The organism is Dactylosporangium sp. NPDC005572 (assembly GCF_040605515.1).
Classification (GTDB): domain Bacteria; phylum Actinomycetota; class Actinomycetes; order Mycobacteriales; family Micromonosporaceae; genus Dactylosporangium.
The window spans coordinates 79,299-105,363 of sequence record NZ_JBEXCY010000016.1 but is presented as its reverse complement, the minus strand read 5'-3'; the positions used below and the strand labels follow the sequence as shown (position 1 = coordinate 105,363).

Below are 26,065 nucleotides of genomic sequence, written 5' to 3'. Positions count from 1 at the left end.
CACCCACAGTGCGTCCGCGACGCCGTAGCGCGTCTGGGTGTACGCCTTCAGCGCGACCTCCGACACCGCAGGGCGTTGGAATCTCGGCTGGACCGGCGGTGGGCAATGGCAGCGCTACACCGTGAAGGTCGCTACCGCGGGCACGTACAGAGTAACGTTCCGCGTCGCCGCGCCGTCCGCCGTCATGGGCGCGTTCCACTTGTCGAGTGCCTCGGGAGCGAATCTCACCGGCGCGGTCAACGTCCCAGCCACCGGCGGGTGGCAGGCATGGGCCAACGCCACGGCGAGCCTCACGCTGCCGACGGGCCTGCAGGTGCTCACCCTCAATCAGGACTCCGGTGGCTGGAACTTCAACTTCATGACGTTCAACGGCACCACCACCGCATCGAGTATCGACCCGACCGCCTGGTACGAGGTGGTCAACCAGAACAGCGACGCCTGCATCGACGCCACCGACTCCGGCACCGTCAACGGCACGCGCGTCCAGCAGTGGGCGTGCGGCGGCTCACTGAACCAGCAATGGCAACTCGCCATCGTCAGCAGCGGCGTTTACAAGGTGCTCAACCGCAACTCCGCCACGCAGAACCAGGCATGGGACGTCACCGGCGGCCCGTCGGCCACGGAGGCCGGTAGCCCGATTCAGACCTGGTCCTACGGCGGCGGCACCAACCAGCAATGGCAGGCCACCGTCACCGACGACGGCTGGTACACCTTTACCGCCCGCAACAGTGGCCTATGCCTCAGCGTGCCTGACAATTCCGCCGCCAACGGCGTCCAGTTGCAGCAGAACACGTGCAACGATTCCGCAGCCCAACGGTTCAAGCTCGTCAAACGGCCATAGCCACACCGACGACACACGGTGCCGCGCAACACCCAAGCCTGGCAGCAACGGGGCCGTTCAGGCTCACACCCAAGTTACGCCACCGTTCGAGAGCGCGATTGCGGCGAATCGCGCTTCCAGTCCGCACCACACGAGGAAACGGAGTCATGAGAACGTCATGAGAACACGGAAACTCATCATCGCCGCCACCGCCACCGCGCTGGCCATCGTCGCCGCCAGCCTCTGGCAGCCGGCCCTCGGAGACACCACCAAAGGCGCGAAGGCGGCGGCCGACGCACCGGCATGGACCGGCACCTGGGCGGCATCGCCACAGGCCAGCGGCACGACGTTCAACCAGCAGACCATCCGGCAGATCGTGCACACCAGCATCGGCGGCACTGCCGCGCGCGTCCGGCTGTCCAACGCGTTCGGCAATCAGCCGGTCACGATCGCCAACGTTCACATCGCGAAGCGGACCTCCGGATCGTCGATCGACGCTGCTTCCGACCGGGCGGTGACCTTCGCTGGCGCCACGCAGACCACCATTCCGGTCGGCGGCAGCATCGTCAGCGACCAGGTCTCGTTCACCGTCGATGCGCTCGCGGACGTCGCGGTCAGTTTCTACCTGCCGGGTCCGACCGGCAACGCCACCGTGCACGACATGGCCCTGCAGACCAACTACGTTGCCGCCGGAAACGTCGCCGGCAACGCCACCCTGTCGAATCCGCAGACCCGCGGCAACTACTTCTTCCTGACCAACCTCGACGTGCAGAACCTGGCCGCCGAGGGCGCCGTAGTCACGCTCGGCGCGTCGCTCACCGATGGCTCCATATCACGCGGCGACGTCAACCGACGCTGGCCCAACGATCTCGCCATCCGGCTCAACCAGGCTGGCCGCACCATCGGCGTGCTCAACCAGGGCATCAGTGGTAACCGCCTGCTCGCGGACGGCGCCGGGCAAAGCGCCGCGAACCGTTTTGACCGCGACGTGCTCTCCCAGGCCAATGTCAAGTGGGTCATCTTCTCCGACGACCCGATCAACGACCTCGGCAGCACCGGCGGCGCTGTCACCGGTGATCAGCTCATCACCGCCGCCAGGCAGCTCATTGGCCGGGCGCACCAGGCCGACATCAAGTTCCTGTGCTCTACCCTGACCCCATTCCAGGGCGCATCGTATTGGACCCAGGTCGGCGAGAACGGCCGGCAGGCGTACAACGCGTTCGTCCGCAGCACCGCCAGCGGCTGCGACGGGGTCGTCGACCAGGACGCCGCCACCCACGACCCGGCCCGCCCGACATGGTTCCTGCCGAGTCTGGATGCCGGCGACCACCTGCACCCGAACGAGGCTGGCCTGCAAGCCATCGCCGACGCGGTCAATCTCGGCCTCTTCGGTATCACCACGCCGCCGCCGGCCACGGTCGTGAGTTTCCGCGCCCACGCCAACGGCATGATCGTCACCGCCGAGGCCGCCGGTGCCAGTCCGCTCATCGCCAACCGCAACGCCGTCGGACCGTGGGAGCAGTTCGACCGCATCGACCTCGGCGGCGGCCGGATCGCCCTTCGGGCCCACGCCAACGGTTTGATCGTCGCCGCCGAGGCCGCCGGTGGCAGTCCGCTCATCGCCAACCGCAACGCCGTCGGTCCCTGGGAGACGTTCGAGCTCGTCCACAACCCCGACGGCAGCGTGTCCCTGCGCGCGACGGTCAACGGCAAGTACGTCTGCGCCGAAAATGGCGGTACAGGCGCCCTGATCGCCAACCGCGCCGTGATCGGCTCATGGGAGTCGTTCGACCTGCTTTAGGAGCACCCGAACTGGGCGTGGGCGCGCCGGCCACCGGCGAGCCCACGCCGGCTGCGCCGTCTTGCAGGAGCCTTGTGCGCGCCTGCGCACTGCCATCCGTTGACACGACGCCGGGTTCGCTGGGTCGGCTCTGCCCTAGTGGACTGCGAACATGGCACTGGCACATGCGACGCGGCGGCGGCCGGCTCTCGCCTGGTAGGTTCACGGCGAGGTGACGAACGATGACCACCGAAGCCGCGACTCCGAGTACTGACCAGCACGGCCTGGCCCGCAGCGTCGCCGCATGGCCGCGGACCACGGTCTGGCTCATAGGCACCACGGGCATCATCGCCGTGTTCGCGACGATGGCGATGCGGGCGTGGCCCTGGGCTGTGGCAGCGGCCGGCCTGTTCGGTGGTGTCGCTCTGGCGGTGAGCGGTGTGCGGACCGCCTCGGTGAACCTCCGCACGGAGCTTGCCCGGCTCACCGAGTTGCTGGATCGACGGGCAGAGCAAGTCAACGCGCTCAGCCACGAACTGCGCACCCCCTTGAGCATGATGAAGGGTGCGGCGGATCTGCTGCTCGAGGGTACGCCCGGACCGCTGACCCCGGCGCAGCAACGGTTCGTGACCGTCGTCGAACAGCAGTGCACCCAAGTGATCGCGCTGTGTGAAAGCCTGCTGATCCAGGCCAAGGTCGAGGCTGGTGTTTTCAATCCGCGCCTAGAACCAACTGACGTTTCGGTCGTCGCGCGTGATGTAGTGACCGCGATGCGCGCGCTGTGTGAGCAGCGTCGGCAGCGCATCACGCTGGACACGCCGCAGGTGACCCGCCGGATCACCGGGGACCCGACGCTGCTCGCGCAGGCGCTGACGAACCTCCTCTCCAACGCCAGCCGGTTCACCACCGTCGGCGGCAGCATCCACGTGCGGGTTCAGGTGATCGACACCGGCGTTGCCGTGTATGTCACGGACGACGGTTGCGGCATGAGCCGGGAGCAGCGCCAGCGGCTCTTTCACAGGTTCGCCACCGGTGGGCCGCTCGCCGACGGTACCGGCCTCGGCCTTGTCATCACCAAGACGATCATCGAGCTGCACGGTGGTGCAATCATGGTGGATACGACCTCGACGCGCGGCACAACCTTCCTGCTCACCCTTCCCGCGGGTGGTGGCCGGTGAAGACGGCGCTTGTCGTCGACGACGAACCGCAGATGACCGCGATCATCGGGTTCGCGCTGGAGACGCAGGGGTTCTCGGTTCTCGTGGCGCACGACGGCGCCACGGCGCTGCAGCTGCTGCGCCAGCATGAGGTCGATCTCATCGTGCTCGACGTCTTGATGCCGTCCCTCGACGGGCTCAGCGTCTGCGAACGTATCCGGTTGCGCTCGGACATCCCGATCATGCTGTTGACCGCGCTCGCCCAGCACGACGACGTCATCGCCGGTCTCGAGCGCGGCGCAGACGACTACGTCACCAAACCGTTCCATCCGCGCGAGGTGGCGCTTCGGGCAGAAGCGCTGGTGCGCCGCCGCCGCGGACCGGCGTCGGAGATCCGGGTGGGTCGGCTGGCGATCGACCCGGCACGGCGCACCGTCGTGCTCGACGGACACCGGATCGAACTGCCCTACACAGAGTTCGACCTCCTCGCACACCTTGCGATCAACCGTGGTGTGCCGCAGCCGTGGCGTGAGCTGCTCCGAGCCGTTTGGGGCACTGCTGACATGCTCGGTGGCCGTGACATCGTCAAGTCGACCGTGTATCGGCTGCGTTCCCGTCTCGCCGTTACCGACGACGGCGCAGCGTACATCCGTACGATCCGCGGCGTCGGCTACCTGATTCCCGACCTACCGCAGACAGGGTAGCGCCCGAGGGTTTGGTGACAGGTCCTGTCACCAACGCTCACGTCGCCGTTACCGGAGGATCCCCAGTCGGCGCCTAGCTTGGTCGATGTCACCCCACGCCGGCCCGCCGCCGGCCGACCGAGGAGGTCACCCCCTGTGGCTGTCCCATATTCCCGCACCGTCGGCGCGCTCAGCGCGGCGGCGGTCGCACTCGTCGTGCTCTCCGCTTGCGCCAGGACTGACAGCCCTGCCAGCCCGTCGGACAAGGACACTGGAAAGGTCACCGTCGCGTGTGGCGCCACCGAGGAGTGGTGCACCGCGATGACTGCGGCATTCACCCGGAAGACCGGCATCAAGGCCGAGTATGTCAGGTTGTCGAGCGGCGAGGCGGTGGCCCGCATCCAGGCGGGCAAGGCGAACCCGGAGTTCGACGTCTGGCACGGCGGCCCGGCCGACGGCTACGCCGCCGCGGTGGCGCAGCAGCTGCTTGAGAACTACGTCTCGCCGAACGCGGCAGCCATCCCGGACCGGTACAAGGACCCGGCCGGGAGCTGGACGGGCGTCTACGTCGGGCTACTCGGCTTCTGCTCGAACACGAAGATCCTCGCCGAGAAGCACGTCGCCGTGCCGCAGTCGTGGCAGGACCTGCTCAACCCGGCCCTGAAGCGGGACATCGGCATCGCGCACCCGTCGACCTCCGGCACCGCATATACGGCGATGTGGACCCAGGTTGCGCTGCACCACGGCGACCAGGACGCCGCCCTCGGCTACATGAAGCAACTACATCCGAACGTGCTGCAGTACAGCAAGTCCGGCGCCGCGCCCGCCCAGCAGGCGGCCCGCGGCGAGGTGGGCGTCGGCGTGATCTTCTCGCACGACTGCGTCGCCGCGCAGGAGCAGGGCTTCAAGGACCTCACGGTCTCCTTCCCGGCCGAAGGCACCGGTTACGAGGTCGGCGGTGTCGCACTGGTGAAGGGCGCCCACAACCCCGTCAGCGCCCGCGAATACATCGACTGGGCCCTCACCGCAGAGGCCCAGGAGATCGGCCCCGCCGCCAAGGCGTACCAGGCGCCGACCAACCCCACGGCCAAGGTCTCGGACAAGACTGCCGATCTGAGCAAGGTCAAGGTCATCGACTATGACGTCGACGCGGCCGGCAAGGCGAAGAAGGACCTCACCAAGCGGTTCGACACCGAGGTCGCGTCCGCACCGAAAGCTTAGGTCCGTCATCCCTGAGGAGCGGCGACGCCGTCGCTCCTCAGGCGGCGTTGAGGAGCGATCCTGATATGGCCGTCCTTGTCCAATCTCCTGACCATCCCAGCACCGACGAGAAGCCCCGCGGCCCGAGGCATCGCCGCCGCCGAGACGCCGGCGTCACGGCCGCCATCGTGCTCAGTGCGGCGGTGGTGCTGGTCGGCAGCGTCTACCCCGTCGGCGCTGTGCTCACCACCGCGCTTTCTCCGGACGCGTTCGGCCGGTACGCCGACTTTTTCACATCCGCTACGGATCTACGTGTCCTGCGCAACACCCTGGTACTAGGCCTGCTCGTCGGCCTCATCGGCACCGCAACGGGCTTTCTGTTCGCCTTCGTCCAGACAAGGCTCGCCGTGCCGGGCAAGCGAATCCTCCATGTGATGGCGATGATACCGATCGTGAGCCCGCCGTTTGCGGTGGCCACGGCGGCGATCGTTCTGTATGGCCGGCGTGGCGCGATCAGCCATGGCCTGTTCGGCGTCGAGTACGACATTTACGGTCTCGACGGCCTGGTGATCGTACTGTCGGTGTCCCTGTTTCCTGTCGCCTACCTGGGGCTGCTGGGCATGATGCGGGCGCTCGACCCGGCGTTGGAGGAGGCGGCGATGAACATGGGCGCCTCCCGGTGGCAGATCTTCCGGACCGTGCTGCTGCCGCTGCTGGCTCCCGGTCTCGCCGCGCCATTCCTGCTGCTGTTTGTCGAGGCAGTGGCCGACCTGGCCAACCCCCTGACGCTCGGTGGGGACTACACGGTGCTGGCCAGCCGCGCCTATCTGGCGGTCACCGGCGAATACGACACCCTCGGCGCCGCTGTCTACAGCCTCATCCTGCTGGTGCCGTCGATCGGGTTATACGTGGCGCAGCGGTACTGGCTCGGCCGGAAGGTCCGCGCCACCATCACTGGCCGGCCCTCAGGCAGCGTGCACCTGATTACCGGATGGACCCGGTGGCCCATCTTCGCCGCCGCCGTGCTCATCGCGCTGTTTATCGCGACCCTGTATGGCACCGTGATCGTCGGTGCGGTGACCCGCACCTTCGGCGTCGACAACACGTTCACCCTCGCTCATCTGCGCGAGGTAGTAACCGGTGTCGGGCGGGAGGCGCTGCTCGACACCACGATGTTGGCGGCGATCGCCACGCCCGTCGCCGGCATCATCGGGCTGCTCATCGCCTGGCTCACCGTCCGGCACCTTCGAGCCACCGCCCCGTGGCTCGACTTCGCGGGCACGCTCGGCGTCGCGGTGCCCGGCACGGTTCTGGGCATCGGCTTCCTGCTCGCCTACCGGCCGGACCTGTACGTCGGGCCAGTGAAGGTATTGCCCGGGCTGGTCGGCGGCAGTGCCGTGGCGGGTGGTGCGATCGCCATCGTGCTCGCCTTTGTCGTCAGGAGCGTACCCGCGGGACTACGGACAGGGTCGGCCGCCCTGACCCAGCTGCATCCGTACGTTGAGGAGGCGTCCACCAGTCTTGGCGCGACTCCGATACAGACGTTCCGAACCGTGACCTTGCCGCTCATCCGTTCGTCATTGCTGACCGGGCTGAGCTACAGCTTCGCGCGCAGCATGACCTCGATCTCGACCATCATTCTGCTCGTAACCCCGAATACCAAGATCATCACGTCGCAGATTCTCAGCGCGGCGAACACCGGACGGTACGGTGTCGCGTTCGCGTACTGCACCGTGCTCACCGCCATCGTCCTCACCAGCTTCGGTCTGATCCGGCTTCTCGTCGGCGGCAGCGCCACGCTGCACCGGGTGGCCTCCGCAGAAAGGCAACCTCGATGACCGCCCCCACGCAACCAGCAACGTTCGAGGTCGCCGACGCTGCGGGGGCCCTACAGCTGTGCGAACTGATCAAGACGTTCCCTGGGCGAGACGGACCGGTCACAGCCGTGGACCACGTGAACCTCGAGGTGGCGCCGGGCGAGTTCATCACGCTGCTCGGTCCCTCCGGCTGCGGCAAGACCACCACCCTGCGCATCGTCGCCGGGTTCGAGACCGCCTCCGGTGGCCAGGTGCGACTTGACGGTCGCGTGATCGACGACAGGCCGCCGCAGAAGCGCCCGATGGCGATGGTGTTCCAGAGCTACGCTCTCTTCCCGCATTTGACGGTCGCGGAGAACATCACGTATGGACTGCGCCTGGCCGGGCGCAGCCGGGACGACATCGCCAGCTCCCTGCAGATCGCGCTGACCAGTATGAACCTCATCGGCCTCGATCGGCGCAGCCCGCACGAGCTGTCCGGCGGTCAACAACAGCGGGTCGCGCTCGCCCGGGCGCTGGTGATGCAGCCGCGGGTGCTGCTATTCGACGAGCCCCTGTCCAACCTGGACGCCAAACTGCGCGGGGCGATGCGCGCGGAGATCCGCCGGATCCAGAAGATGCTCGGCATCACCAGCCTCTACGTCACCCATGACCAGGACGAGGCAATGAGCATGTCAGACCGGATCGTCGTGATGAACCGTGGCCGGATCGAACAGGTCGCCACGCCGGAGGAGATCTACTTCCGCCCGGCGACCGTGTTCGTCGCCGACTTCATCGGCCGTGCCAATTTCATCGAGGTGGTTCCGGAACGGGTCACTGCCGGTACTGCGGAAGTGACGGTGCTGGGTCAGCAGATGACGGTCGCCGCGCATCCGGCGCTACGTCCGTACGTCGGCCCGGTCTACCTGATGGCCCGGCCTGAGACGATCACGCTGACACCTGCAACCGAAGGAGGCTTGGGAACGGTGCTGCGCCGGACGTTCCACGGACACACCGTCGACTACGAGGTCGAGACGATCGCCGGCACACTCACCGTCGCCGAGGCGGGACCGGACCCTCGCCGGCTGTTCGACGAAGGTGACGACGTCAACATCCGGATCGACCCGGCCCGGGCCTACCTGCTCGCCAAGGATTGATGGCCTGGGCCCGCGGTACGGCAATGGATGGGGCCCGCGTCGCCGAGCCCCATCCATTGCCCCGGTGACACGGTCCAAGCCGGCTGCTCGGTGCCGCCATCCGGCATGGCAGCGTGATCGAATTCCTGCGATGACGACCTTGAACGACACCGGAGCCGCCCGCCACGTCAGATTCGTCGTTGTGTACCACCCAGCTGCTGTTTCATGTCCAGTCCGTCGTGGTCGTGGTCGTCTCGCTGAACCGACTCACCACGCTCGGTGAGGTCTACGTAGTGCCCAACCAGTTCCTGCGCTGGCTCGACCTCGACAACATGCTGTCGGCGTTGGCAGCCTCCTCGCCCTTTGAAGCGCCCTGGGGTGGAGGCTCCATTCCGTGAGGAGATGAGTCATGGCACGACCGAGTAGGTATTCAGCTGACTTCCGGGCCAGTGCGTTGCGCCTGGTTGAGGAGGTGCGGCCGGAGCACAACACCGAGTGGGCGGCGATCACGTCGGTGGCCCACAAGCTGGATGTGAGCAGCGAGACCGTGCGGAAGTGGCTACGCCAGGCGCAGGTCGATGACGGGCGGCAGCCGGGCACGACCAGTGACGAGTCGGCGGAGTTGAAGCGGCTGCGCCGGGAGAACGCCGAACTGCGCCGGGCGAACGAGATCCTGAAGGCGGCGAGCGCGATTTTCGCCGCGGAGCTCGACCTCCCCGGACCGAGGTGATCCGCTTTGGCGACGAGCGCAGGGACCGCTTCGGGCTGGAGTCGATCATCACCGTGCTGCACGCGGCTGATACCGGGTTCCTGTCGGTGTCGGGTTACTACGCTGCCAGGACCCGATCACCGTCGGTCGCGCGGTCGCCGACGCGATGCTGAACGAGCAGGTCCACGAGGCGAACTACAGTGCCTACGGCACCGATTTGCCCATGCAAGCGCTCGAGATGGCGATCTGGAGTCGTGACGAACGTCTGGACGGACTGATCCGCCGTTGCGATGCCGGCCACCAATACACGGCGATCCGCTACACCGACGCGCTCGCCGGCGTCCGGGCAGCTGCCGACGGTCGGTTCGGTCGGCGGCAGCTGCGGCGCCCTGGCCGAGTCAACGCCCTAGGCGAGTCCATCATCGGCCAGATCAAAAGCCGAACTCATCCGCCGACGCGGGCCCTGGCGCACGCCATCGGGCAATTCGAATACTTCCTGCAGGGTGGCACATGTTCTGGGCCTGACCGTGACCCCGCGTTCAAGCTGGCTGGTACCGAGTGACGACGGATCGCCCGGGTTCAGGGAGGTGGTTCGCCGAACGCTGCCATGCAGCCGGTCCGTGGCCCACGGTTGACGAGGTTGGTTCGATTCTGCTCGGATTCATCGGCGCGCCCGTTCCAGCAGGTCGTCCGTGCCGTTCGCCCGACTGGCTTCGGCGCGAAATATGGCACGCCCGGCCGACGACCGGCGAACCTCGCCAACGATCCGGCGTGCAATTGCCTGGTTGGCCGGAATCCTGTCGGCATCCTGAGCGCCAGGCAACGTTACCCAAGCTCCACCCCTGATCAGGCACCCGACGTACCGGCAACCCTGCCGGTTGTGCCGGCATCCAATCCTCATCGGCGGGTCAACGCAGAGATCACCATGGCGGATGTTGTTCTTTTGTACACCTCTGTGACTCGGGCCACGGTTGGTTGAGTCGATGAACCGGATCCAATGCTGATCGTTAGACAAGTTGGACGTTCATCGTGAACGCGGCATGCCAGACATGAGGAGTATCAACCAAATGACCCGTACACGTGTCGTTGCGGCGAAAGTTGCCCTTACCGTAGGTGTCGCCGTCTTCTGACTGACCAGTGGAGCCTCATCCTGCGGTAGCCCGATTCTCGGCAACCTCAGCATCCCGGGTCACGCCGCCGAAACTCCGATAGCACCCTCCGCCGGCCGGCCTGGATTTACTCCGACGATCCGGAGACCAAACCGACTGATCGCTGGAAGTCGTAGGTGCCCTCTGGCTCCTTGCTTTCACCTAGCGACTGCAGTTGGAACGCCTCGAGCCGAACAACATCGGGTCCTGGCAGGAGCCCCGATCCATGACCATGAAAGGTTTTCCATGCTCCGTCCGCCAGCCACCTGGGCCGGCGTCGCCGCGAAGGAGATCGCCCATGCGGTGCGCCGCGGTGACACTACAGCCGCCGAGGTCGTTGCCGATCACCTGGACTCGATCCATGCGGGTGACCGGATGCTCAATGCGTTTCGCGAGGTCCGGGCCGAGGCCGCCATCGCCGAGGCCCGGGCGGTTGACGACCGGCCCGACCTCGGTAAGTTGGCGCTCGCCGGGGTGCCGGTCGCGGTGAAGGAGAACACGCCGGTCGCCGGCCTACCGACCTGGAACGGCTCGGCCGAGGCGAGGGCCGCCGTCGCTGACCGCGACCATGACGTGGTCCGTCGGCTGCGCGGCGCGGGCGCCGTGGTCGTGGGCGTGACCCGGATGCCCGAGCTGGGACTGTGGCCGATCACAGACGACGCGACCGCGACCACGTACAACCCGTGGCGTACCGATCGCTCGGCGGGCGGCTCATCCGGCGGCGCGGCCGCGGCCGTCGCGGCCGGCCTGGTACCGATCGCCCATGGTAACGACGGACTCGGCTCGATCCGTATCCCGGCCGCCTGTTGCGGCATCGTGGGGATCAAGCCCGGCCGTGGCGTCCTGCCGGCGGGTATTGGGGCCAACGACTGGTTCGGCCTCGCCGAGCACGGCATCCTCGCCACGACGGTGGCCGACGTTACGCTCGGGCTCGGCGTGCTCGCCGGGTGCGTACCGCAGGAGCTCGAGTCCCCGGCGCGGCTGCGCATCGCCGTATCCGTGCGCAGCCCTGCTCTCGGTGTGCGGCCCGACCGTGCCGCGCGCCGGGGACTCGACGACGCCGCGCGCCTGCTGTCGTCGGCCGGACACGAGACAGTTCCCCTCGATCCGCACTACCCGCTGTCACAATCGGTGCGCGGACTCGCGACATGGTTCGCGGCGGCATACAACGATGCCGACGCCGCCGGCCTCGAACTCGACGAACTACAGCCGAGGACCCGCCGGCACGTCATGCTCGGCGCGAACGCCATCCGCCTGGGTCTTGTCCGCGGCGCAGACCGCGCCGAATGGCGCGAGCGCTACCGCACGTGGTTCATCGACAACCACATCGACGTACTCGTAACACCCGCGCTCGCCACCGCGCCACCACCCGCCCGCACCTGGTCGAATCGTTCGTGGAGCGCAAACGTGCTGGCAAGCATCCGCTACGCGCCCTACGCCGCGCCGTGGAATGTCGCCGGCTTCCCCGCAGTCGTGGTGCCAGCCGGAGTGCGCGCCGACCGGCTGCCCGCGGCCGTTCAGCTCGTCGGCCCGCCGGGTACCGAGCTGATGCTCCTTGGCCTGGCCGGGCAGATGGAACAACTCGCCCCGTGGCGCCGCCACGCGCCCGGCTGGCCAAAGCACACCGAAGTAGCTGAGCCCTGATCCACCTGCGTCACGAACGTCGAGACGAGCTCAATGAGCAGAGCCTGTTGAAGTGGTGCTGTGCAACGGATGAGGCTTGCGTCTCGGAATCGGCGTGCGGGGCAGGCTCCAAACGGCCCACTGCTGCGTTAGCGTCGGGCCCAAATTGTTGATCAAGCCTGATTGCCGGATGGTTGTCCGTTGTTGTGCGTTCCGTCGCGGTGCGGGCATTGGGGGTGCTCCGGCGCGTAGCCGGCATCCGCAGAGCGGCCGTCGGATCGGGGCCAGGTTCAGGTGACTGATAGAGGGAACATGGCGAGGCGATTTCGCCGTCAAGGATCAGTATCTGCGCCCGATACGAGCAGGTCGGTGGAGGTCGGGCTGAGCTGCAGCCAGGCGGCGGTGTTGGGAAAGCGCCGGACGGGAGCCGTCGACGTCGGGGCCTAGGCGCCTGATGAATTGATGCGTCTGCTCGTAGCTCTCCACGCGCTGCGCTCGGTACACGCGTCATACAGGATGGCCCAGCGGTCGAACCGGGGCCGTGCCCCGCCCCAGGGCCGGGTCAGGCGCTCGATATCGGTGCTGGCCAGCCTCACGTCAGCGCCGGGCTGCGCGGTCAGCTGTTCGTCTTGTCGGTGGCGTCGACGATGAACCGGACGGCGTCGACGTTATCGGGCTCGACATCGCCAGCGTAGTAGTGCAGGAGCCAGTCGCTGTACGTCGGCTGTGCTGTGTTCTCAGCCCGGTCGATCCTCGGTAGCAGCTCCGGGTCCAGGCGCGGGGCGAGCTTCGGCCTGCTGTGCGGGCAAAGGTTGCGCTCGCAGGTTCGGCATCAATGCTGCGCAAGGAGCCAGGTGTGGACGTCATGGACCCTGGTGATGAGGGTGAGGTGACCGTCATACTCAGTGAGTTCTGCGGTGGCATCAGGTATGTGACTCGCCAGCCACTGGCCGTGGGCAAACGGAACCATCATGTCGTAGCGGCCCTGCATCAGCAGGACGGGCACCTTGATCGACGTCAGGTCGAAGCCATACGGTCGAGTGAACGCGATGTCGTCGTCGAGCCATCCGTCGACACCGTGGCGCTGACCACGGACCATCGATTCGTTCATGAACACGGCGAGTTCGCTGTTGAGTAGCGCGGCGTCGACGGGGGGCAACAGCGACTGCATCGCGTCGGCGAGCCCGTCGGGGCCGACGGCGACGAGTTCGGAGCTGGCCGCGACGAGGAGCGGCCGCAATGCCGTCTCGCCGGTCAGGGCGGCGCCGAATTCTTCGAGGTTGTCCTGGCCCATGCCGGCGAACCAGTCCAGCCCCGTCGGCGTCGTACGGTGCCCCCGAGGCGAGTGTGGCGGCTGCGATGACTCGGTCTGGCAGCAGCGCGGCGCACGCCAGCGCGTGCGGCCCTCCGCCGGATACGCCCCAGGTTCTGAATCGCGCCACGCCGCAATCGTCCGCGATGGTGACGGCATCGGTTGCGGCGTCGGCGACCGTGCGACCGGCATGGCGATCCGACTTGTCGTAGCCCGGCCGGTCGTAACTGACGAGGCGGATGCCGCGGGCGGCGGCGTCCTTAGCCCACCGGTTCCACAGCAGACCGGCGCCCGGCGTTCCATGGTGGACGATGATGAGCTCACCATGCGGGTCGCCGGCCTCGTACACGTGGAGGCGCCGGCCGTCCGGTGTGCGAAGATCGCGATCCTCGGCGATGGAACAGACGGACGTGGTCATCGTGTCCCCCTCGGAAACGTCCATGGCGGTTGCTGGATACGCGGTAGCCCACGACTGCCTTGACACGCAAGATCAGTACCACTCACGGATTGGTGCGAGCGCAACCTGGAGAGCCTCGCGGTGTAGTGAGTCCCAGTGGTCGGCAACGGACGCTGTAATGACGTCAACGACCCGCTGGATTTGGCAGCCACAGAACTTGTCTCGTCTTTCGGTGATGGTCACGTTGACCCGGTGGAGAAGCTGATCATTCAGTTTGTCCAGCGCGGGTCTGACGTCCCGGTCGAGATCGGGTGTTTCTGCCGGGGCGAGTCCTGGATGCGCCGACCACAGCGCATGGAGCCCGCGCTGCAGGAGCTTGCTTGCTTCGATCTGCACTCGGAAGAATCCGGTGCCGATCGCCGGATCGAGGCCTACCTTTCTCGACACTGCAACGGCCCGGTCGATCACCTGTTGCTCCCGGGCCGCATCGTCGATCGGCAGGCTGGCGCCGAGCTTGGCTGCGAGTACTTTGTCGCTCATCCGGATGCGCTGGGCAACGATTGCAGCTAGGTCCAACAGTCCGTCGATGTGGCAGGGGCGCGTCGGTTGCGGCGCGACCTCCGGCGGATATGCACCGGGTCGGACACCACTACCGTCGTCGACAGTTTGACTGAGGTTATGGCCTTGACGGTGGCAAGTCGGGTGGTACTCCATCCGCACTACAAACCTTCCCAGTTGGTAAGCACTTGCTTCGCGATCGTGCTGCTAGAGGTGGGCACCGGCCCCCCTGGGGTTGATCGGCCGAGGACCGGAGGCTTTCGCGGCTCCTCACGGTCGACGGTTGCCAGGCGGCAGTGGTCGCTACGCGGATCTTGAAGGTCCGGTCCCGAAGCTTGGCGGGGAGGATGGCGGGAGTGGGAGGGACCAGGCGCAGCCTGTGTCGAGGCAACCGATGTCTGCGGTTGTAGCGCAACCATGGTGCTGGACGTCCGCGTCGTCCCGGCGACTCGGTCGAGGTGTCCGAAGTGCCGCGGTGGGGGACGCCATGGACCGTTCCACTGGCAGTCAGGGCGGCAGGGGCGGCGGCTGGCGGGCCCGGGGTCACGTACACCGTGGTCTCCCGCCGGGACCGGTGCCCCGACGATAACGCGCTGTTCGTGGCGCGTCGTCGGCCATCCGCGGTTGAACAGCCGGACCTGGGGCGCATACTGCCGTGCCGTCCTTCGCTGGCGTCGCGTCGTCCGCGTCGGGCATTGCGTGGTCCACGCCCGACGATGGCCAGACGCCGGTGGCCGGGCCCGCAGCGAACAGTGGGCCGGCGGAGTGAACGAACAGGCACGTCAGTTCCTTCGAAGTGCTCGGATGGCAGATGTCCGGAACTACGGACGGCATGGCCGTGAAGTTCATCGATATGACATTCGTCATTCTTTGGCGATGGCGTAGAAAGCGATGGTGGGGCCGGTCCCACCACGCCTGCCGACGTGGGGTTGGCCGGACAGTCCTTTGTCGACGCCGACGAGGTCGCGTATGTGGTAAATCGCCTCGGACGCAGCTCACGCCCCGGACTGTCCCTAGGTGTGGGAACGACCACCGCCACCGAGCCGCACCCGTAGAACGCAGATTCTTGTGCAGCTTGTGGTGTGACGGGTGCACTAGATCTGCGGCAGGTCGCCACCGTTGATGGACCACTCGTCCCCGGTCACCTGACTCGCCAACGGCGAGAGCAGGTAACTGATGACGGGCGCCACGTCTTCGGCCCGTCCCAGGCGCCCGGTCGGAATCTTCCGCATGTTCGTGAAGATGAACTCGATAGCCGCTTCCTTCTCCATCTGCAGCGCCGCAGCGGCCTGGTCGCCCCAACCCCCCGGAGCGTCATACATCCAGGTACGCGTCGGACCGGGGGACACGACGTTGGAGCGGACGCCGCGCGGACTGAACTCCATGGCCAGTCCCTTGGAGAAGTTCAACAGCGAGGACTTCGCGACGGAGTAGTGCAGTTCCTGAGGTGCCGGGTACCGTGCGGCGTCGGTCGCCAGAAAGATGATGCTGCCACTGCCCTGCTCCAGCATGGTCGGCAGCGCGGCGCGCGTCATCCGGCGGGCGGAGTGGAAGTTGACCTCGAAGCCGTCCATCCACTGGCTTTCGGGGATCTCGAGGAAGCCGGGATACAGCCGCGTCGCGCCCACGTTGTTGACCAACCCGTCGACACGGCCGAACCGCTCCAGGGTGAGGTTCATGATGTGCTGTGGAGCTTCAGGGTCGACCAAGTCGACCTGGACCGGGGTGAAGTTGTGCCCGAGCCCGTCCTCGTCCTGTGGTTCTACATCCGCACCGACGACGATGGCTCCTTCGGCCAACAGTTGGCGTGCCGTCTCCCGGCCGATTCCGTGGGCGGTCCCGGTGATCACCGCCACTTTGCCGGTCAGTTCCAGATCCATGCTTGTCCCTCGCGGTTAATGTTCATGATCTTCACTGTATGGTTCCGACCGAAGCTGGGGCGACGGGCTCCTTCATCAGGTGCGTCACCTCAAGTCGCGAACGGCGGTGGTGACGGTGGTCAGATCTGTGGCAGGGCCCCGCCGTCGATGATCCATTCGGCACCGGTGACCTGGCTCGACAAGGGTGAGATCAGGAACGCGATGACGGCAGAGACTTCGTTCGGCTCGGCCATACGGCGGGTCAAGGTTGGGCGAAGGTTGTTGAGGACCTGCTCGATCGCGCCATCCACGTCCGTGCCGAGCGCGTTGGCGATCTGCTCGCCGAACCCACCCCGCCGTTCGTACAGCGGAGTGCGTGTCATGCCCGGGGTGACAACGTTTGAACGGACGCCCTGCGGGCTAAACTCGGTCGCCAGCGACTTGGACATAGACAGCAGGGAGAGCTTCGCCGCGGCATAGTCAGGGTTGTAGGTCGCGGCTAGCCGCGCCGATTCGCTACCAACGTGAACGATGCTGCCGGCGCCGGTCTTGAGGAGAGCCGGCAATGCCGCCCGGCTCATCCGGCGGGCGGCATGGAAGTTGAGCTGGAAGGCGGCCAGCCACTGTTCCTCCGTGATGGACAGGAAGCCCTCGCGGAGGTGAAGCCCGCCCGCGTTGTTCACCAGTCCATCGATTCGACCATACCGCTCTACGACGGTCTCGATGATGCGTGAGGCAGAGTCCACGTCGGTGAGGTCTGCGGCAATGACGCTGCCTGCATCGCCGATCGTGGATTCGACCGGCTGGCGGGAGACGCCTACGACTACTGCCCCTTCGTCGGTGAGCAGCTGGGCGGTGGCCAGCCCGATGCCCGCCGAGGCGCCCGTCACGATGACGACCTTGTCGGTGAGGTGGAGATCCATGTCCTGGCTCCTTCTTGGCAGTGGGTTGCGTGTACGGATGCCGTGCGCGGGTCGGCGCCCAAACCGCCCGTGATCGCGGAGAGCCGGTAGTAGAGACGGCGGCCGCGAGGACCGGTTTGTTGCCACCCGACCGGTCAAACAGCTTCCAGCGGGCGAGCTGCGAGTATTCGGCCGTCTGACCATCGCCGCTGTGCCGCGTTCGGGCAGTGCGGTGGCCATCGACGGTGGCGATCTGTAGCTCTCGCCGGTCCGCTTCTATGCACGAAATCGCTGGGCGCGTGGGGGCTCGCGGAAATCATGCTCGTTCACACCAGTGCTTACGAAAGCGGTTACTGTCGTAAGAACGAAAGTATCCGCTGTCGTATGCTTGCGTCAAATCGTGAGGCAGGCATCGGAGGAAGTGTGCGCACCTGGGCCGCGACCGACCCCAAGGCTGGGCTGATGACGCGCAAGCGAGACGCGATCGTCGTCGCCGCGCTTGAGGCGTTTCTTCGGGAGGGATACTCCGGAAGCTCCGTCAACCGCATCGCCGCCGGCGCGGGCGTCTCCATCGCAACGCTGTATCGGCACTTCGACAGCAAGGACGATCTCTTCATCGCCGTCATTCGGAAGGCCTGCAGCACCCCTGATCGGGAGGCCGACCCGGACTGGCTGCGGATGCCGCCGCTGCAAGGATTAACGAGGGCCGGGTCTGATCTTTTGCGCAACATCCTGTCCGAACAGCAGCTTGCGCTGTTCCGGGTCGTGACGCTCGAGGCGCACCGGTTCCCCGAACTTGGTCGCCGCTATCAGCAAGAAATCATCGGCGAACGAGTGGTGCTATTCACCCGACATCTGGCAAGCTGGCCCGCTGCGCTTCGTGTCAAGATCAAAAATCCTACCCGCGCCGCACACGTGTTTTCAGCGCTCGTGCAGGCCGACCTGGTCGAGACCGCTCTGCTCGGCGGTCCGATTCCCGATCCGCTGGTAATTCAGAAGCGCGCACGCCAAGCAGCGAGCGACCTGTTGGCGCTGGCCGAGTCGGGTCGACTGTGAAGGAGTGCATGGGAAATCCCCGGGCATGGGCACCGTGTTGAGCCGCGAGTTGTTGCAGTGCTGGGCGCCTGCCTCGCGACGTAGTAGACCTCCGCCGGCATGCGGGCGTCATCGCCACCCGGCAAGCTCGGCACCCTCGTTGGTCCAGGTTGGCCGATGTGGGCCGATGGTGCGCCCGTCCGGCAGTAGTTCACCGGTATCTTCGAACACCACGACACCGTTACACAGCAGGCTCCACCCTTGTTCGGGGTGGGACGCGACGACCCGAGCGGTCGAGCGGCCGGGTGTAGCGGCCGGAGGGCACAGGGGCTGGTGCTGACACATGGCACACCTCGATGATCTTGGTAATGTGGCGGTCCGCCACTCGATCCAACATCACCAGCGTCCCGGCCGAGAACTGATCACACCATGGGAGAACTACCGGTACTGGTACCTATGCTCGGACTCTAGGTACGGGTGGCGACAGTGCTCATCGGCGTCGACTAGGTATACTTTGACCGCATATGGCGGTATCGGTGTCATCGAGTCGCAGAGGTAACCTGCCGGTCGAGGTGACGAGTTTCATCGGGCGTCGGCGTGAGTTGGCCGACGTGCGGAGTTTGCTGTCCGAAAGCCGAGCGGTGACGTTGACCGGGGTCGGCGGAGTCGGCAAGACCCGGTTGGCGCTACGCCTGGCAGGGGAGCTTCACCGGGCGTTCAGCGATGGCGTGTGGTTGGTCGACTTCTCTGGGCTGAACGACTCGACGCTCTTGGTGCCCACGGTGGCTGCGGCGCTGGGCCTGAGCGACGCGGCAGCGCCTTGGCGCGTCAGTCGGTTGGCGGAGCACCTGGCGGAGGCCCAGATCCTGCTGGTGCTGGACAACTGCGAGCACGTGGTGACCGAATGCGCGCTGCTGGTCGACGCATTGCTGCGCTCGTGCCCGCAACTGCGGGTGCTCGTAACGTCACGACAGCCGTTGGGCGTCAACGGTGAACGCGTGATGCAGGTGCCGTCATTGTCGATACCGCGGTCGGATCGGCCGTCGCCGACGACGGATACCTTGATGCGGTATGAGTCGGTCAGCCTGTTGGCAGAACGAGCCACAGCAGCGTTTCCGGGATTTGTGGTGGGGCCCGACAACGGTGAGGCGGTAGCCCGGCTCTGCTCGCGCCTGGACGGGATCCCGTTGGCCATTGAGCTCGCGGCAGTACGGTTGCGGGCGCTGTCGGTGCACCAGGTGCTGGATCGGCTCGAGGACCGCTATGGGCTGCTGCGGGCGGGTAGTCCGGCAGCGATGCCACGGCAACGGACACTGCGGGCACTCATCGACTGGAGCTTTGACCTGCTGACAGCTCGGGAGCAGCTGTTGTGGGCTCGCGTATCGGTGTTCGCCGGTAGCTTCGAGCTGGACTCGGTGGAGCAGGTGTGCGCAGACGACACGTTGCCCGTCGAATCGATCGCGGGGCTGATGGCGGGCCTGGTCGACAAGTCGGTGGTGGTCCGTGAAGACCACGGTGGCCAGGCACGGTACAGACTGCTGGAAACGATCCGACAGTACGGCTTGGACCGGCTCCAGGAAGTGGGCGGACAGGCGCAGTTACTTCGCCGGCAACGGGACTTGTATCTGCGTCTGGTCCTCCGGACGGAGGCTGAGCTGTTCAGTCCGAATCAGGTCGCCTGGTATCAGCGCTTGCTGGCTGAACTCGCCAACATCCGGGCGGTGTTGGGCTACTGCCTCACTGAACGGGAGGCTGCGGGCGCGGGGCAGCGCATCGCCGCCGCCCTTGAGCCCTTGTGGTGCGCCGGGATGGTGGTGGAAGGCCGGCGGTGGCTGCAACGGCTGCTCGCGTTTGACACCACGCCGAGTGCGGACCGCATGCGAGCTCTGGCAGTCGCGGGTCGGCTCGCCACACTGCAGGGCCTGGACGCCGAAAGGTTGGTGTTGCTGGCTGAGGGACGAATCCTCGCAGAGAAGCTCGGCGACGACACTATGGTGGCGCACCTGACAACGACCGAAGGCTTGGCCGAGCTGCTGCACGGTCGGCCAAGCGCGGTCGAGCCGTTGGAGGAGGCACTGGCCACGTATCGCACGATCGGCGATCTGTTCGGTACGGCTGTGACGCTCACCCACCTCAGCAGCGCCTGGATCCTGCATGGCGACACCGACCGCGCCGAGGCGCTTTGCCAGGAGATCCTCGCGCTCAGCGAGGCGCACGGCGAGCGGTGGTGTGCGGCCCACGCGTGGTTGACCCTGGGACTCATCGCCTGGCACAAGCGCGATGTGCGACGGGCTGGGGACTTCGGGACGGAGAGCGTCCGCCTACGGCAGCCGTTCGGGCTCAGCTGGGCGGTCGCGTTTTCGCTCGAGCTGTTGGCCTGGTTAGCCAACGCGCAAGGCCAGAGTGCAAGAGCCGCTCGGTTGCTTGGCGTGGCTCGGACCGGCTGGCGCTCGCTGGGTGCCCCCCTACCGGTGACCATTGTCAATGATCACGAGCGGTGTTTGACGGAGCTTCGTAAAGCGCTCGGACCGAGTGCCTTCGAGGCCGCCGTCCAGGAAGGTCAAGCGCTTCCCCTGGATGAAGCGGTGACGTTCGCCCTCGGCGTGAAACCCGACCACGGTGCCGCTCAGGCTGAGCCCGGCGCCGTCGCGACACAGCTCACCCGCCGGGAGACCGAGATCGCCGAGTTGGTTGCGGACGGCCTGAGCAACAAGGAGATCGCCGCCCGGCTGGTTATCGCGCAACGGACCGCGGAGTGCCACGTCGAGCACATCCTGATCAAGCTTGGCTACACGTCGCGAGCGCAGATCGCCGCCTGGGTGGCAGGCAGCCGCGATCGTTGAGCGCGGAGGCGGTGCGGCGTTCGCGGATTTGAGCAGCTGGCCACCGCTGTCCGTGCTGGCGTCGTTGCGGCTCAGCCCGGCTGGATGCCGCGCGTCCCCTCGACGAGAAGGTCGAGGCCGCGTTCGAAGTATGAGTCCTCGTTGGCGCAGTCGGCGAGGGCATCGGCGGAGGCGACAACGTTGGGAAAGCGCTTGGGCGAGAGTGCGTGCAGCCGGGCGCGTTTCTCGCGGACGGCAGCGTCGCGCACCTCCTCGTCGAGGGCGCGTTCCGGGCCGGGCTCCGACCTCACCAGAGTGATGATCGCACAGAGCAGGTAGCTACCCACCTCGGCGGCCTGCTCCGGGGAGAACCGGGCCTGCCGCAGGAGTCCGAGCACCCGGTCGGCGATGGTCAGCCCAGCGTCGGAGGCGAGGATTCGGGTGAGCGCGAGGTCGGCGACGGTTGGGTGGGGGCGGATCGCGGCGAGGAACGCTCCGAGCACTGCCCGGAGTTCCGTGTGCCAGGCCGCGCCGGTGAGCAGAGGGAGTGTGACGTCGGCGAAGAGCCGTTCGGCGATGCCGTCGAACAGCTCTTCCTTGTCCTTGAAGTGCCAGTAGAGCGCCATCGGGGTGACCCCGTGGTCGTCGGCGAGCCGCCGGATGGTGACCGCTGCGACGCCTTCGCGGTCCGCGACCTCGATCGCCCGATGGACGATCGCGTCTCGGCTCAATCGTTCCCGCATCGCTGGTTCTCGAGACTTCACCACGATCAGACTGTAGCTGCTGCCGTTGCCTGGACCGTGCTCAGCGGCCGTACAACAGCTTGATGATGGCGTCGACACGCGCGTCGAGCCGGGGGCTGCGCTGGAACGTGGTGAGGCTGATCGGGGCTGCGAAGCGTTGGCGGGCGATGGACTTCGCCCTGGTGAACTCGCGCAGCCCTTCTTCGCCATGGATGCGACCGAAGCCGGAGTCGCCCATCCCGCCGTACGGCAACGAGGCGATCGCAGCGAACGACAGCGGAGCGTTGACCGACACCATCCCGGTCCGCAGTCGCCGGGCCAACTCCACACCGCGGGCGCGGGAGAATACGGCGGCGCCGAGTCCGTAGCGGGTGCCGTTGGCTTTGCGGATGGCCTCGTCCATGTCGGCCACCTTCGTGATCGTGACGGTCGGGCCGAACGTCTCCTCTTGCACTGCAGTGGCGTCCTCGGGTACGTCGATCAACACGGTGGGCTGGACGTACCGGTCATTGACGGCGTCTGCGCCGCCGACGAGCGCCGTGCCCCCCTGGGAAAGGGCGTCAGTGATGTGCGTGCTGACGATGTCGAGCTGGTTGGGTGTCGTCATCGGGCCGTAGTCCTCGCCGGCGTGGATCTGGCGGCTCAGGCTCGTCACTTTGCGAACGAACTCGTCATAGATCTGCTCGTGTACGTAGACCCGTTCGATGCCGATGCAGGTCTGGCCGGCGTTGGTGAACGCGCCCCAGATGGTGGCCTCGGCGGCGGCGTTGACATCGGCGTCGGCGTCCACCAGCAGAGGGTCCTTGCCGCCCGCTTCGATGATCAACGGGGTGAGCGCTTCCGCGGCGGCGGCCATGATCTTCTTGCCGGTGGCGGTAGAGCCGGTGAATGCGATCTTGTCGACTCTGGACCGCGCCAGTGCATCGCCGGTGGGGCCGAAGCCGGTGACGGTCTGGAATACCGGATGCTCTGTCGCCACCTCGGCGAAGGTGTCGGCGAGCCACCTCCCGACTGCGGGGGTGTGCTCGCTGGGTTTGAACACGACGGCATTGCCCGCGGCGAGGGCATAGACGATGGAGCCGATCGGCGTCAAGAGAGGATAGTTCCACGGGCCGATGACGCCGATGACTCCCAGCGGCTGGAACTCGACTGTTGCGGCCTGGTTGGCCATGAGTAGACCTGCCCGCCGCCTTTGCGGACGCAGCACCTTTCGGGCGTGCTTGCCGGCCCACGCAATGTGCTCGAGGGCGAGGACGAACTCCAGTCGGGCGTCGGCCAGTGACTTGCCCGTCTCGGCACGCATCAGGTCGATCAGCTGCGCCTGCCGGTGGACGAAGAGTTTCCGCCACTGGGCGAGACGCTCGGATCGGCCGGTGAACCCGAGCGAGGACCACCACTGCGCGGCGTCCTGGGCGCGCTCGACGGTCGCGTGCACGTCCGCCGCGGTGTGGACGGGGAAGGTCCCGACCGGTGTCCCGGTCGCCGGGCTCCATGAGCTGAACGTCTCGCTCGCGGCGGCCGTTTCCGGCCGCGGGCCAACTGTCGTCATCGAGTCACCTTCGTGGACTATATCTACTACATGTACGACATATAGTTGAGTCCGTCGTGGGTCTCCTGTCAAGCGGTGGTGTGCCACCGGTCATGCAGTGCGGCTTCCGCGTGCGATGTCCAGGTTCGAGCTCCGGGACATGGGCGTTGGGCCCAACGTCGGCCGGCGCCGGTCTGGCGGCCATGCCCGACTGCTGGTCGGCGAAGCCGCTCAGTGGGAAGTGCTCGCCTGAAGGTTGCGCCTCGGCGTGGCTCGTGGCCGCGATGGTCGGCGCGATCAACGACATCATTTCGCTCGCAGCGCCTGTAGCTGAGCGCCGAGGCCGTGGCGTCGGCCGCGGCCTGAGTCGGCCCGCCAGGCCGGCGCGGCAGTGTCGTCCGAGATTGAAGTTTGGACTCATGTCTTGACAGCTATGTGGCGCGAGAGTTAATCCTATGTGACGTCCATGTACGTCGTATAGGAGATTGTATGTGTGAGCATGTCAATGCCGATGCGCGATCGGTCCTCTCGACTGAGTTACGCCTGAGCAACGGTGTTGTGCTGAGCAACCGCCTTGCGAAGGCCGCCACCAGCGAGCACCTCGCCGATCGTCGCGGCGCGCCGACCCGCCAGCTCATCCGCGCCTACCAGCAGCTCGCAATGTCCGGCGTGGGTCTCATGATCAGCGGCAATGTCATGATCGACGGGGCGGCGCTGGAGGGCGCCCGCAACGTCGTCATCGAGGATGGCCGCCACCTGGAGCAGCTGCGGGCCTGGGCCTCCGTCACCGACGGTACGCCCGTCCGGTTTCTCCTGCAGCTGTCCCACCCCGGCCGGCAGACGATGCGCGGGCATTCGGTCGCCGGCCGCGCCCACGACGTTGTCTCGGCTTCCGCGGTGCCGCTGACTGTCGGCGGCCGGCTCTTCCCTGCACCCCGGGAGCTCACCGACGCCGAGGTCGGTATCGTCATCGAACGGTTCGCCACTGCGGCGAGGGTTGCCGCACAGGCCGGCTTCGCGGGAGTCGAGCTGCACGCCGCGCATGGCTATCTGATCAGCCAGTTCCTGTCCCCACTCGTCAATCGGCGCACTGACCAGTGGGGCGGGTCGATCGAGCACCGTATGCGGTTCCTGCTTGAAATCGTGCGCGCGGTCCGAGCTGCGACCCCCGCCTCGTTTATCCTCGCCGTCAAGCTCAACTCCGCTGACTTCCAGCGCGGCGGCTTCGCCTCCGACGACGCGCTCGTCGTGGCCAGAGCGCTGGAACGTGAAGGCGTCCACCTGATCGAGCTCTCCGGCGGCACCCACGAGAGCACCGCAATGGTTGACGGCGCGCCAATACGCGAATCGACCCGGGCCCGCGAGGCGTACTTCCTCACGTTCGCCGAGCGGTTCGCACGCGAAGTTACGGTGCCCCTGATGGTCAGCGGCGGCTTCCGCACCAGGACCGCCATGATCGACGCGGTCTGCGGCGGTTCGGTAGCCGTCGTCGGCCTCGCCCGGCCGATCGCGCACGAACCGGACTTCCCCCGGCGCATCCTGGCCGGCACCACCGAGCGAAGCCGAGCCCAGATCCCGTCCGTGGGCATCAAACCGGTCGACGACCTGCTCAACAGCGCCTGGCACCAGCAGCAGATCGCCCGCCTCGGTCGCGGCAAGCCCGTCCGCCCCAATCGCAGGCCGACTGTCGCCCTGGCGATCGCCTTGCTGACCAACGCCCGCGACATCATCGCCACTCGTTTCCCGTACTCCTTGTCGAGGTGACGCAGTGTCGACACACACATCGCCCCTCGCGGACGAACTGATCGCGGCGAACCTCGACTCCTTCTGGGGCTCCCTCAACCGGGGCATCAGCATCCAGCACACCGACGATCGCCACACTGCGCTCGCCTTCACCGCTGTCGAGCACGAGGACCGCAGCCATGCCGGACACTGATCTCGTCCCGGTGACGTACTTCCCCACACCGACCCACGACCTGTTCCGCACCAACGCCGGTCGTATCCAAGCCAAGCCATACGCGCGATACTTCGACGGCGACATGTGGCTGCACCGGGCGGCCCTACCAGCGCTGCGCGCCCCGATGGACCACCGTCAAGCGCTCGGCGTCGATCCTGCCGCGCTCAACACCCTGCTCGACCCGGACCACCACTCGGTCGAGAACGGCTTCTGTCTGCTGCCCGACGGCACCGCCTACGTCGCCAGTCTCGTCCCCTTCCCCGGCGCCACCGGCGACATGCTGCAGTGGTGGTTCTGGTGGTTCATGGTTGAGCACGAGCGGTACATCCTCTGGGATCCCTACCGCAGAGTGGCCGTCTCCCCGAGTAACCGCGAGGTGCTGGGCCGCCCGGGACTCACCCACGAGCAGCGGTACGTCGGCAACAGCATCCGCGGCGCCGAGTACGTCGGCGCCAACCTCGTCAAGGTCACCACCCGGTTCGTCGCGCCGGAATCCTGGGGTCTCGACGTAACCCGGTTCGCCGCCGCCGACATCGTCGCCCAAGTGTGCGGTGAGATCGTGCTCGGCGGCATACAAGTCGGCCGGATGCTGCGACTCGCCCACCGCACCGCCGACGGGTTCGAGCTGCGGAGCCGGTTCTGGCTCGGCGACCGCTTTCGGCTTGGCGCCCGCCTCGACCTGGAACCCGTCCTGCGTCGCACCGGGCTCAAGCGCAACGTTGTCGACCTGACCACCGCCTATGAGCAACTCGTCGGCGACCAGATCGGCATGACCCACCTCGCGGGCTTCCTGCCTGCCATCTATCGCGAGTTCGGCACAGCGACCGAACCTGCCGAGAGCACGCGATGACCGCCGTGGGCAGTTTGGTATGAATGAGATGAAACTTCTGCACAGTGGCG

The 26,065-nt window shown here is 66.7% G+C and carries 23 protein-coding genes and 2 pseudogenes; 16 read left to right on the top strand and 9 right to left on the bottom strand.

What is annotated here, in order from left to right; translation table 11 throughout:
• Positions 1-37: 37 nt before the first annotated feature.
• Positions 38-841, top strand: a complete 804-nt coding sequence (locus ABZS66_RS11725) for an RICIN domain-containing protein (RefSeq protein ID WP_354757062.1) — start codon at positions 38-40, stop codon at positions 839-841.
• Positions 842-985: 144 nt separating this feature from the next.
• Here the strand turns inward: ABZS66_RS11725 and ABZS66_RS11720 are convergent, their stop codons facing one another.
• On the bottom strand, positions 986-1,186 hold the full coding sequence (locus tag ABZS66_RS11720; protein WP_354757061.1) for a hypothetical protein: 201 nt from the start codon (positions 1,184-1,186) through the stop codon (positions 986-988).
• 10 nt (positions 1,187-1,196) lie between these two features.
• Between ABZS66_RS11720 and ABZS66_RS11715 the strand changes: the two genes are divergently transcribed.
• The 10 genes and pseudogenes from ABZS66_RS11715 (at position 1,197) to ABZS66_RS11670 (ending at position 12,073) form a co-directional block, all read left to right on the top strand.
• On the top strand, positions 1,197-2,621 hold the full coding sequence (locus tag ABZS66_RS11715; protein ID WP_354757060.1) for a GDSL-type esterase/lipase family protein: 1,425 nt from the start codon (positions 1,197-1,199) through the stop codon (positions 2,619-2,621).
• 221 nt (positions 2,622-2,842) lie between these two features.
• Positions 2,843-3,778: a HAMP domain-containing sensor histidine kinase gene (locus ABZS66_RS11710; RefSeq protein ID WP_354757059.1), complete on the top strand. Its 936-nt coding sequence runs from the start codon at positions 2,843-2,845 to the stop codon at positions 3,776-3,778.
• On the top strand, positions 3,775-4,461 hold the full coding sequence (locus ABZS66_RS11705; RefSeq protein WP_354757058.1) for a response regulator transcription factor: 687 nt from the start codon (positions 3,775-3,777) through the stop codon (positions 4,459-4,461). Before ABZS66_RS11710 ends, ABZS66_RS11705 begins: the two co-directional genes overlap by 4 nt.
• Before the next feature lie 135 nt (positions 4,462-4,596).
• Positions 4,597-5,661: an ABC transporter substrate-binding protein gene (locus tag ABZS66_RS11700; protein ID WP_354757057.1), complete on the top strand. Its 1,065-nt coding sequence runs from the start codon at positions 4,597-4,599 to the stop codon at positions 5,659-5,661.
• Positions 5,662-5,726: 65 nt separating this feature from the next.
• A complete protein-coding gene (locus tag ABZS66_RS11695; protein ID WP_354757056.1) occupies positions 5,727-7,478 on the top strand; it encodes an iron ABC transporter permease in 1,752 nt (583 codons plus the stop codon).
• Complete coding sequence (locus ABZS66_RS11690; protein ID WP_354757055.1) at positions 7,475-8,593, top strand: ABC transporter ATP-binding protein; 1,119 nt, start codon at positions 7,475-7,477, stop codon at positions 8,591-8,593. Before ABZS66_RS11695 ends, ABZS66_RS11690 begins: the two co-directional genes overlap by 4 nt.
• Before the next feature lie 218 nt (positions 8,594-8,811).
• Positions 8,812-8,970, top strand: coding sequence for a hypothetical protein (locus ABZS66_RS11685; protein ID WP_354757054.1), 159 nt, complete (start codon positions 8,812-8,814; stop codon positions 8,968-8,970).
• A gap of 11 nt (positions 8,971-8,981) precedes the next feature.
• Positions 8,982-9,310, top strand: a pseudogene (locus ABZS66_RS11680) (transposase); the annotation flags it as partial.
• Between the two features lie 137 nt (positions 9,311-9,447).
• Complete coding sequence (locus tag ABZS66_RS11675; protein ID WP_354757053.1) at positions 9,448-9,843, top strand: hypothetical protein; 396 nt, start codon at positions 9,448-9,450, stop codon at positions 9,841-9,843.
• An 832-nt stretch (positions 9,844-10,675) separates the two neighbouring features.
• Complete coding sequence (locus ABZS66_RS11670; protein WP_354757052.1) at positions 10,676-12,073, top strand: amidase family protein; 1,398 nt, start codon at positions 10,676-10,678, stop codon at positions 12,071-12,073.
• An 811-nt stretch (positions 12,074-12,884) separates the two neighbouring features.
• On the opposite strand, the gene ABZS66_RS11665 is transcribed toward ABZS66_RS11670, so the two are convergent.
• The 5 genes and pseudogenes from ABZS66_RS11665 to ABZS66_RS11645 form a co-directional block, all read right to left on the bottom strand.
• On the bottom strand, positions 12,885-13,346 hold the full coding sequence (locus ABZS66_RS11665) for a hypothetical protein (protein WP_354757065.1): 462 nt from the start codon (positions 13,344-13,346) through the stop codon (positions 12,885-12,887).
• Positions 13,347-13,395: 49 nt separating this feature from the next.
• Positions 13,396-13,782: pseudogene (locus ABZS66_RS11660) on the bottom strand (alpha/beta fold hydrolase); the annotation flags it as partial.
• 72 nt (positions 13,783-13,854) lie between these two features.
• Positions 13,855-14,475 (bottom strand): gamma subclass chorismate mutase AroQ, encoded by a 621-nt coding sequence (aroQ, locus tag ABZS66_RS11655; RefSeq protein ID WP_354757051.1) that lies wholly within the window; start codon positions 14,473-14,475, stop codon positions 13,855-13,857.
• Between the two features lie 938 nt (positions 14,476-15,413).
• Entirely contained in the window at positions 15,414-16,199 is a 786-nt protein-coding gene (locus ABZS66_RS11650; RefSeq protein ID WP_354757050.1) for an SDR family oxidoreductase, read from the bottom strand.
• A gap of 119 nt (positions 16,200-16,318) precedes the next feature.
• A complete protein-coding gene (locus ABZS66_RS11645) occupies positions 16,319-17,101 on the bottom strand; it encodes an SDR family oxidoreductase (protein WP_354757049.1) in 783 nt (260 codons plus the stop codon).
• A gap of 402 nt (positions 17,102-17,503) precedes the next feature.
• On the opposite strand from ABZS66_RS11645, the gene ABZS66_RS11640 reads away from it, so the two are divergent.
• Positions 17,504-18,136: a TetR/AcrR family transcriptional regulator gene (locus tag ABZS66_RS11640; RefSeq protein ID WP_354757048.1), complete on the top strand. Its 633-nt coding sequence runs from the start codon at positions 17,504-17,506 to the stop codon at positions 18,134-18,136.
• 108 nt (positions 18,137-18,244) lie between these two features.
• On the opposite strand, the gene ABZS66_RS11635 is transcribed toward ABZS66_RS11640, so the two are convergent.
• On the bottom strand, positions 18,245-18,460 hold the full coding sequence (locus ABZS66_RS11635; protein ID WP_354757047.1) for a DUF5999 family protein: 216 nt from the start codon (positions 18,458-18,460) through the stop codon (positions 18,245-18,247).
• 227 nt (positions 18,461-18,687) lie between these two features.
• Here ABZS66_RS11635 and ABZS66_RS11630 point away from each other — a divergent pair, with 227 nt between their 5' ends.
• On the top strand, positions 18,688-20,958 hold the full coding sequence (locus ABZS66_RS11630; protein ID WP_354757046.1) for a LuxR C-terminal-related transcriptional regulator: 2,271 nt from the start codon (positions 18,688-18,690) through the stop codon (positions 20,956-20,958).
• A 71-nt stretch (positions 20,959-21,029) separates the two neighbouring features.
• Here ABZS66_RS11630 and ABZS66_RS11625 read toward each other — a convergent pair whose 3' ends face one another.
• Together ABZS66_RS11625 and ABZS66_RS11620 are read right to left on the bottom strand one after the other, a co-directional pair.
• Positions 21,030-21,680, bottom strand: coding sequence for a TetR/AcrR family transcriptional regulator C-terminal domain-containing protein (locus ABZS66_RS11625; RefSeq protein WP_354757045.1), 651 nt, complete (start codon positions 21,678-21,680; stop codon positions 21,030-21,032).
• Positions 21,681-21,741: 61 nt separating this feature from the next.
• Positions 21,742-23,229 carry an aldehyde dehydrogenase family protein gene (locus ABZS66_RS11620; RefSeq protein WP_354757044.1) on the bottom strand — a complete coding sequence of 496 codons (1,488 nt, stop codon included), beginning with the start codon at positions 23,227-23,229 and terminating at the stop codon, positions 21,742-21,744.
• Between the two features lie 468 nt (positions 23,230-23,697).
• Here ABZS66_RS11620 and ABZS66_RS11615 point away from each other — a divergent pair, with 468 nt between their 5' ends.
• Genes ABZS66_RS11615 through ABZS66_RS11605 form a run of 3 tightly spaced genes read left to right on the top strand, consistent with a single transcriptional unit; the run spans position 23,698 to position 26,015 of the window.
• Entirely contained in the window at positions 23,698-24,972 is a 1,275-nt protein-coding gene (locus ABZS66_RS11615; protein WP_354757043.1) for an NADH:flavin oxidoreductase/NADH oxidase family protein, read from the top strand.
• Positions 24,973-24,976: 4 nt separating this feature from the next.
• On the top strand, positions 24,977-25,144 hold the full coding sequence (locus ABZS66_RS11610; RefSeq protein WP_354757042.1) for a hypothetical protein: 168 nt from the start codon (positions 24,977-24,979) through the stop codon (positions 25,142-25,144).
• Positions 25,131-26,015 carry a hypothetical protein gene (locus ABZS66_RS11605; protein ID WP_354757041.1) on the top strand — a complete coding sequence of 295 codons (885 nt, stop codon included), beginning with the start codon at positions 25,131-25,133 and terminating at the stop codon, positions 26,013-26,015. Before ABZS66_RS11610 ends, ABZS66_RS11605 begins: the two co-directional genes overlap by 14 nt.
• The last annotated feature ends 50 nt before the right edge of the window (positions 26,016-26,065 follow it).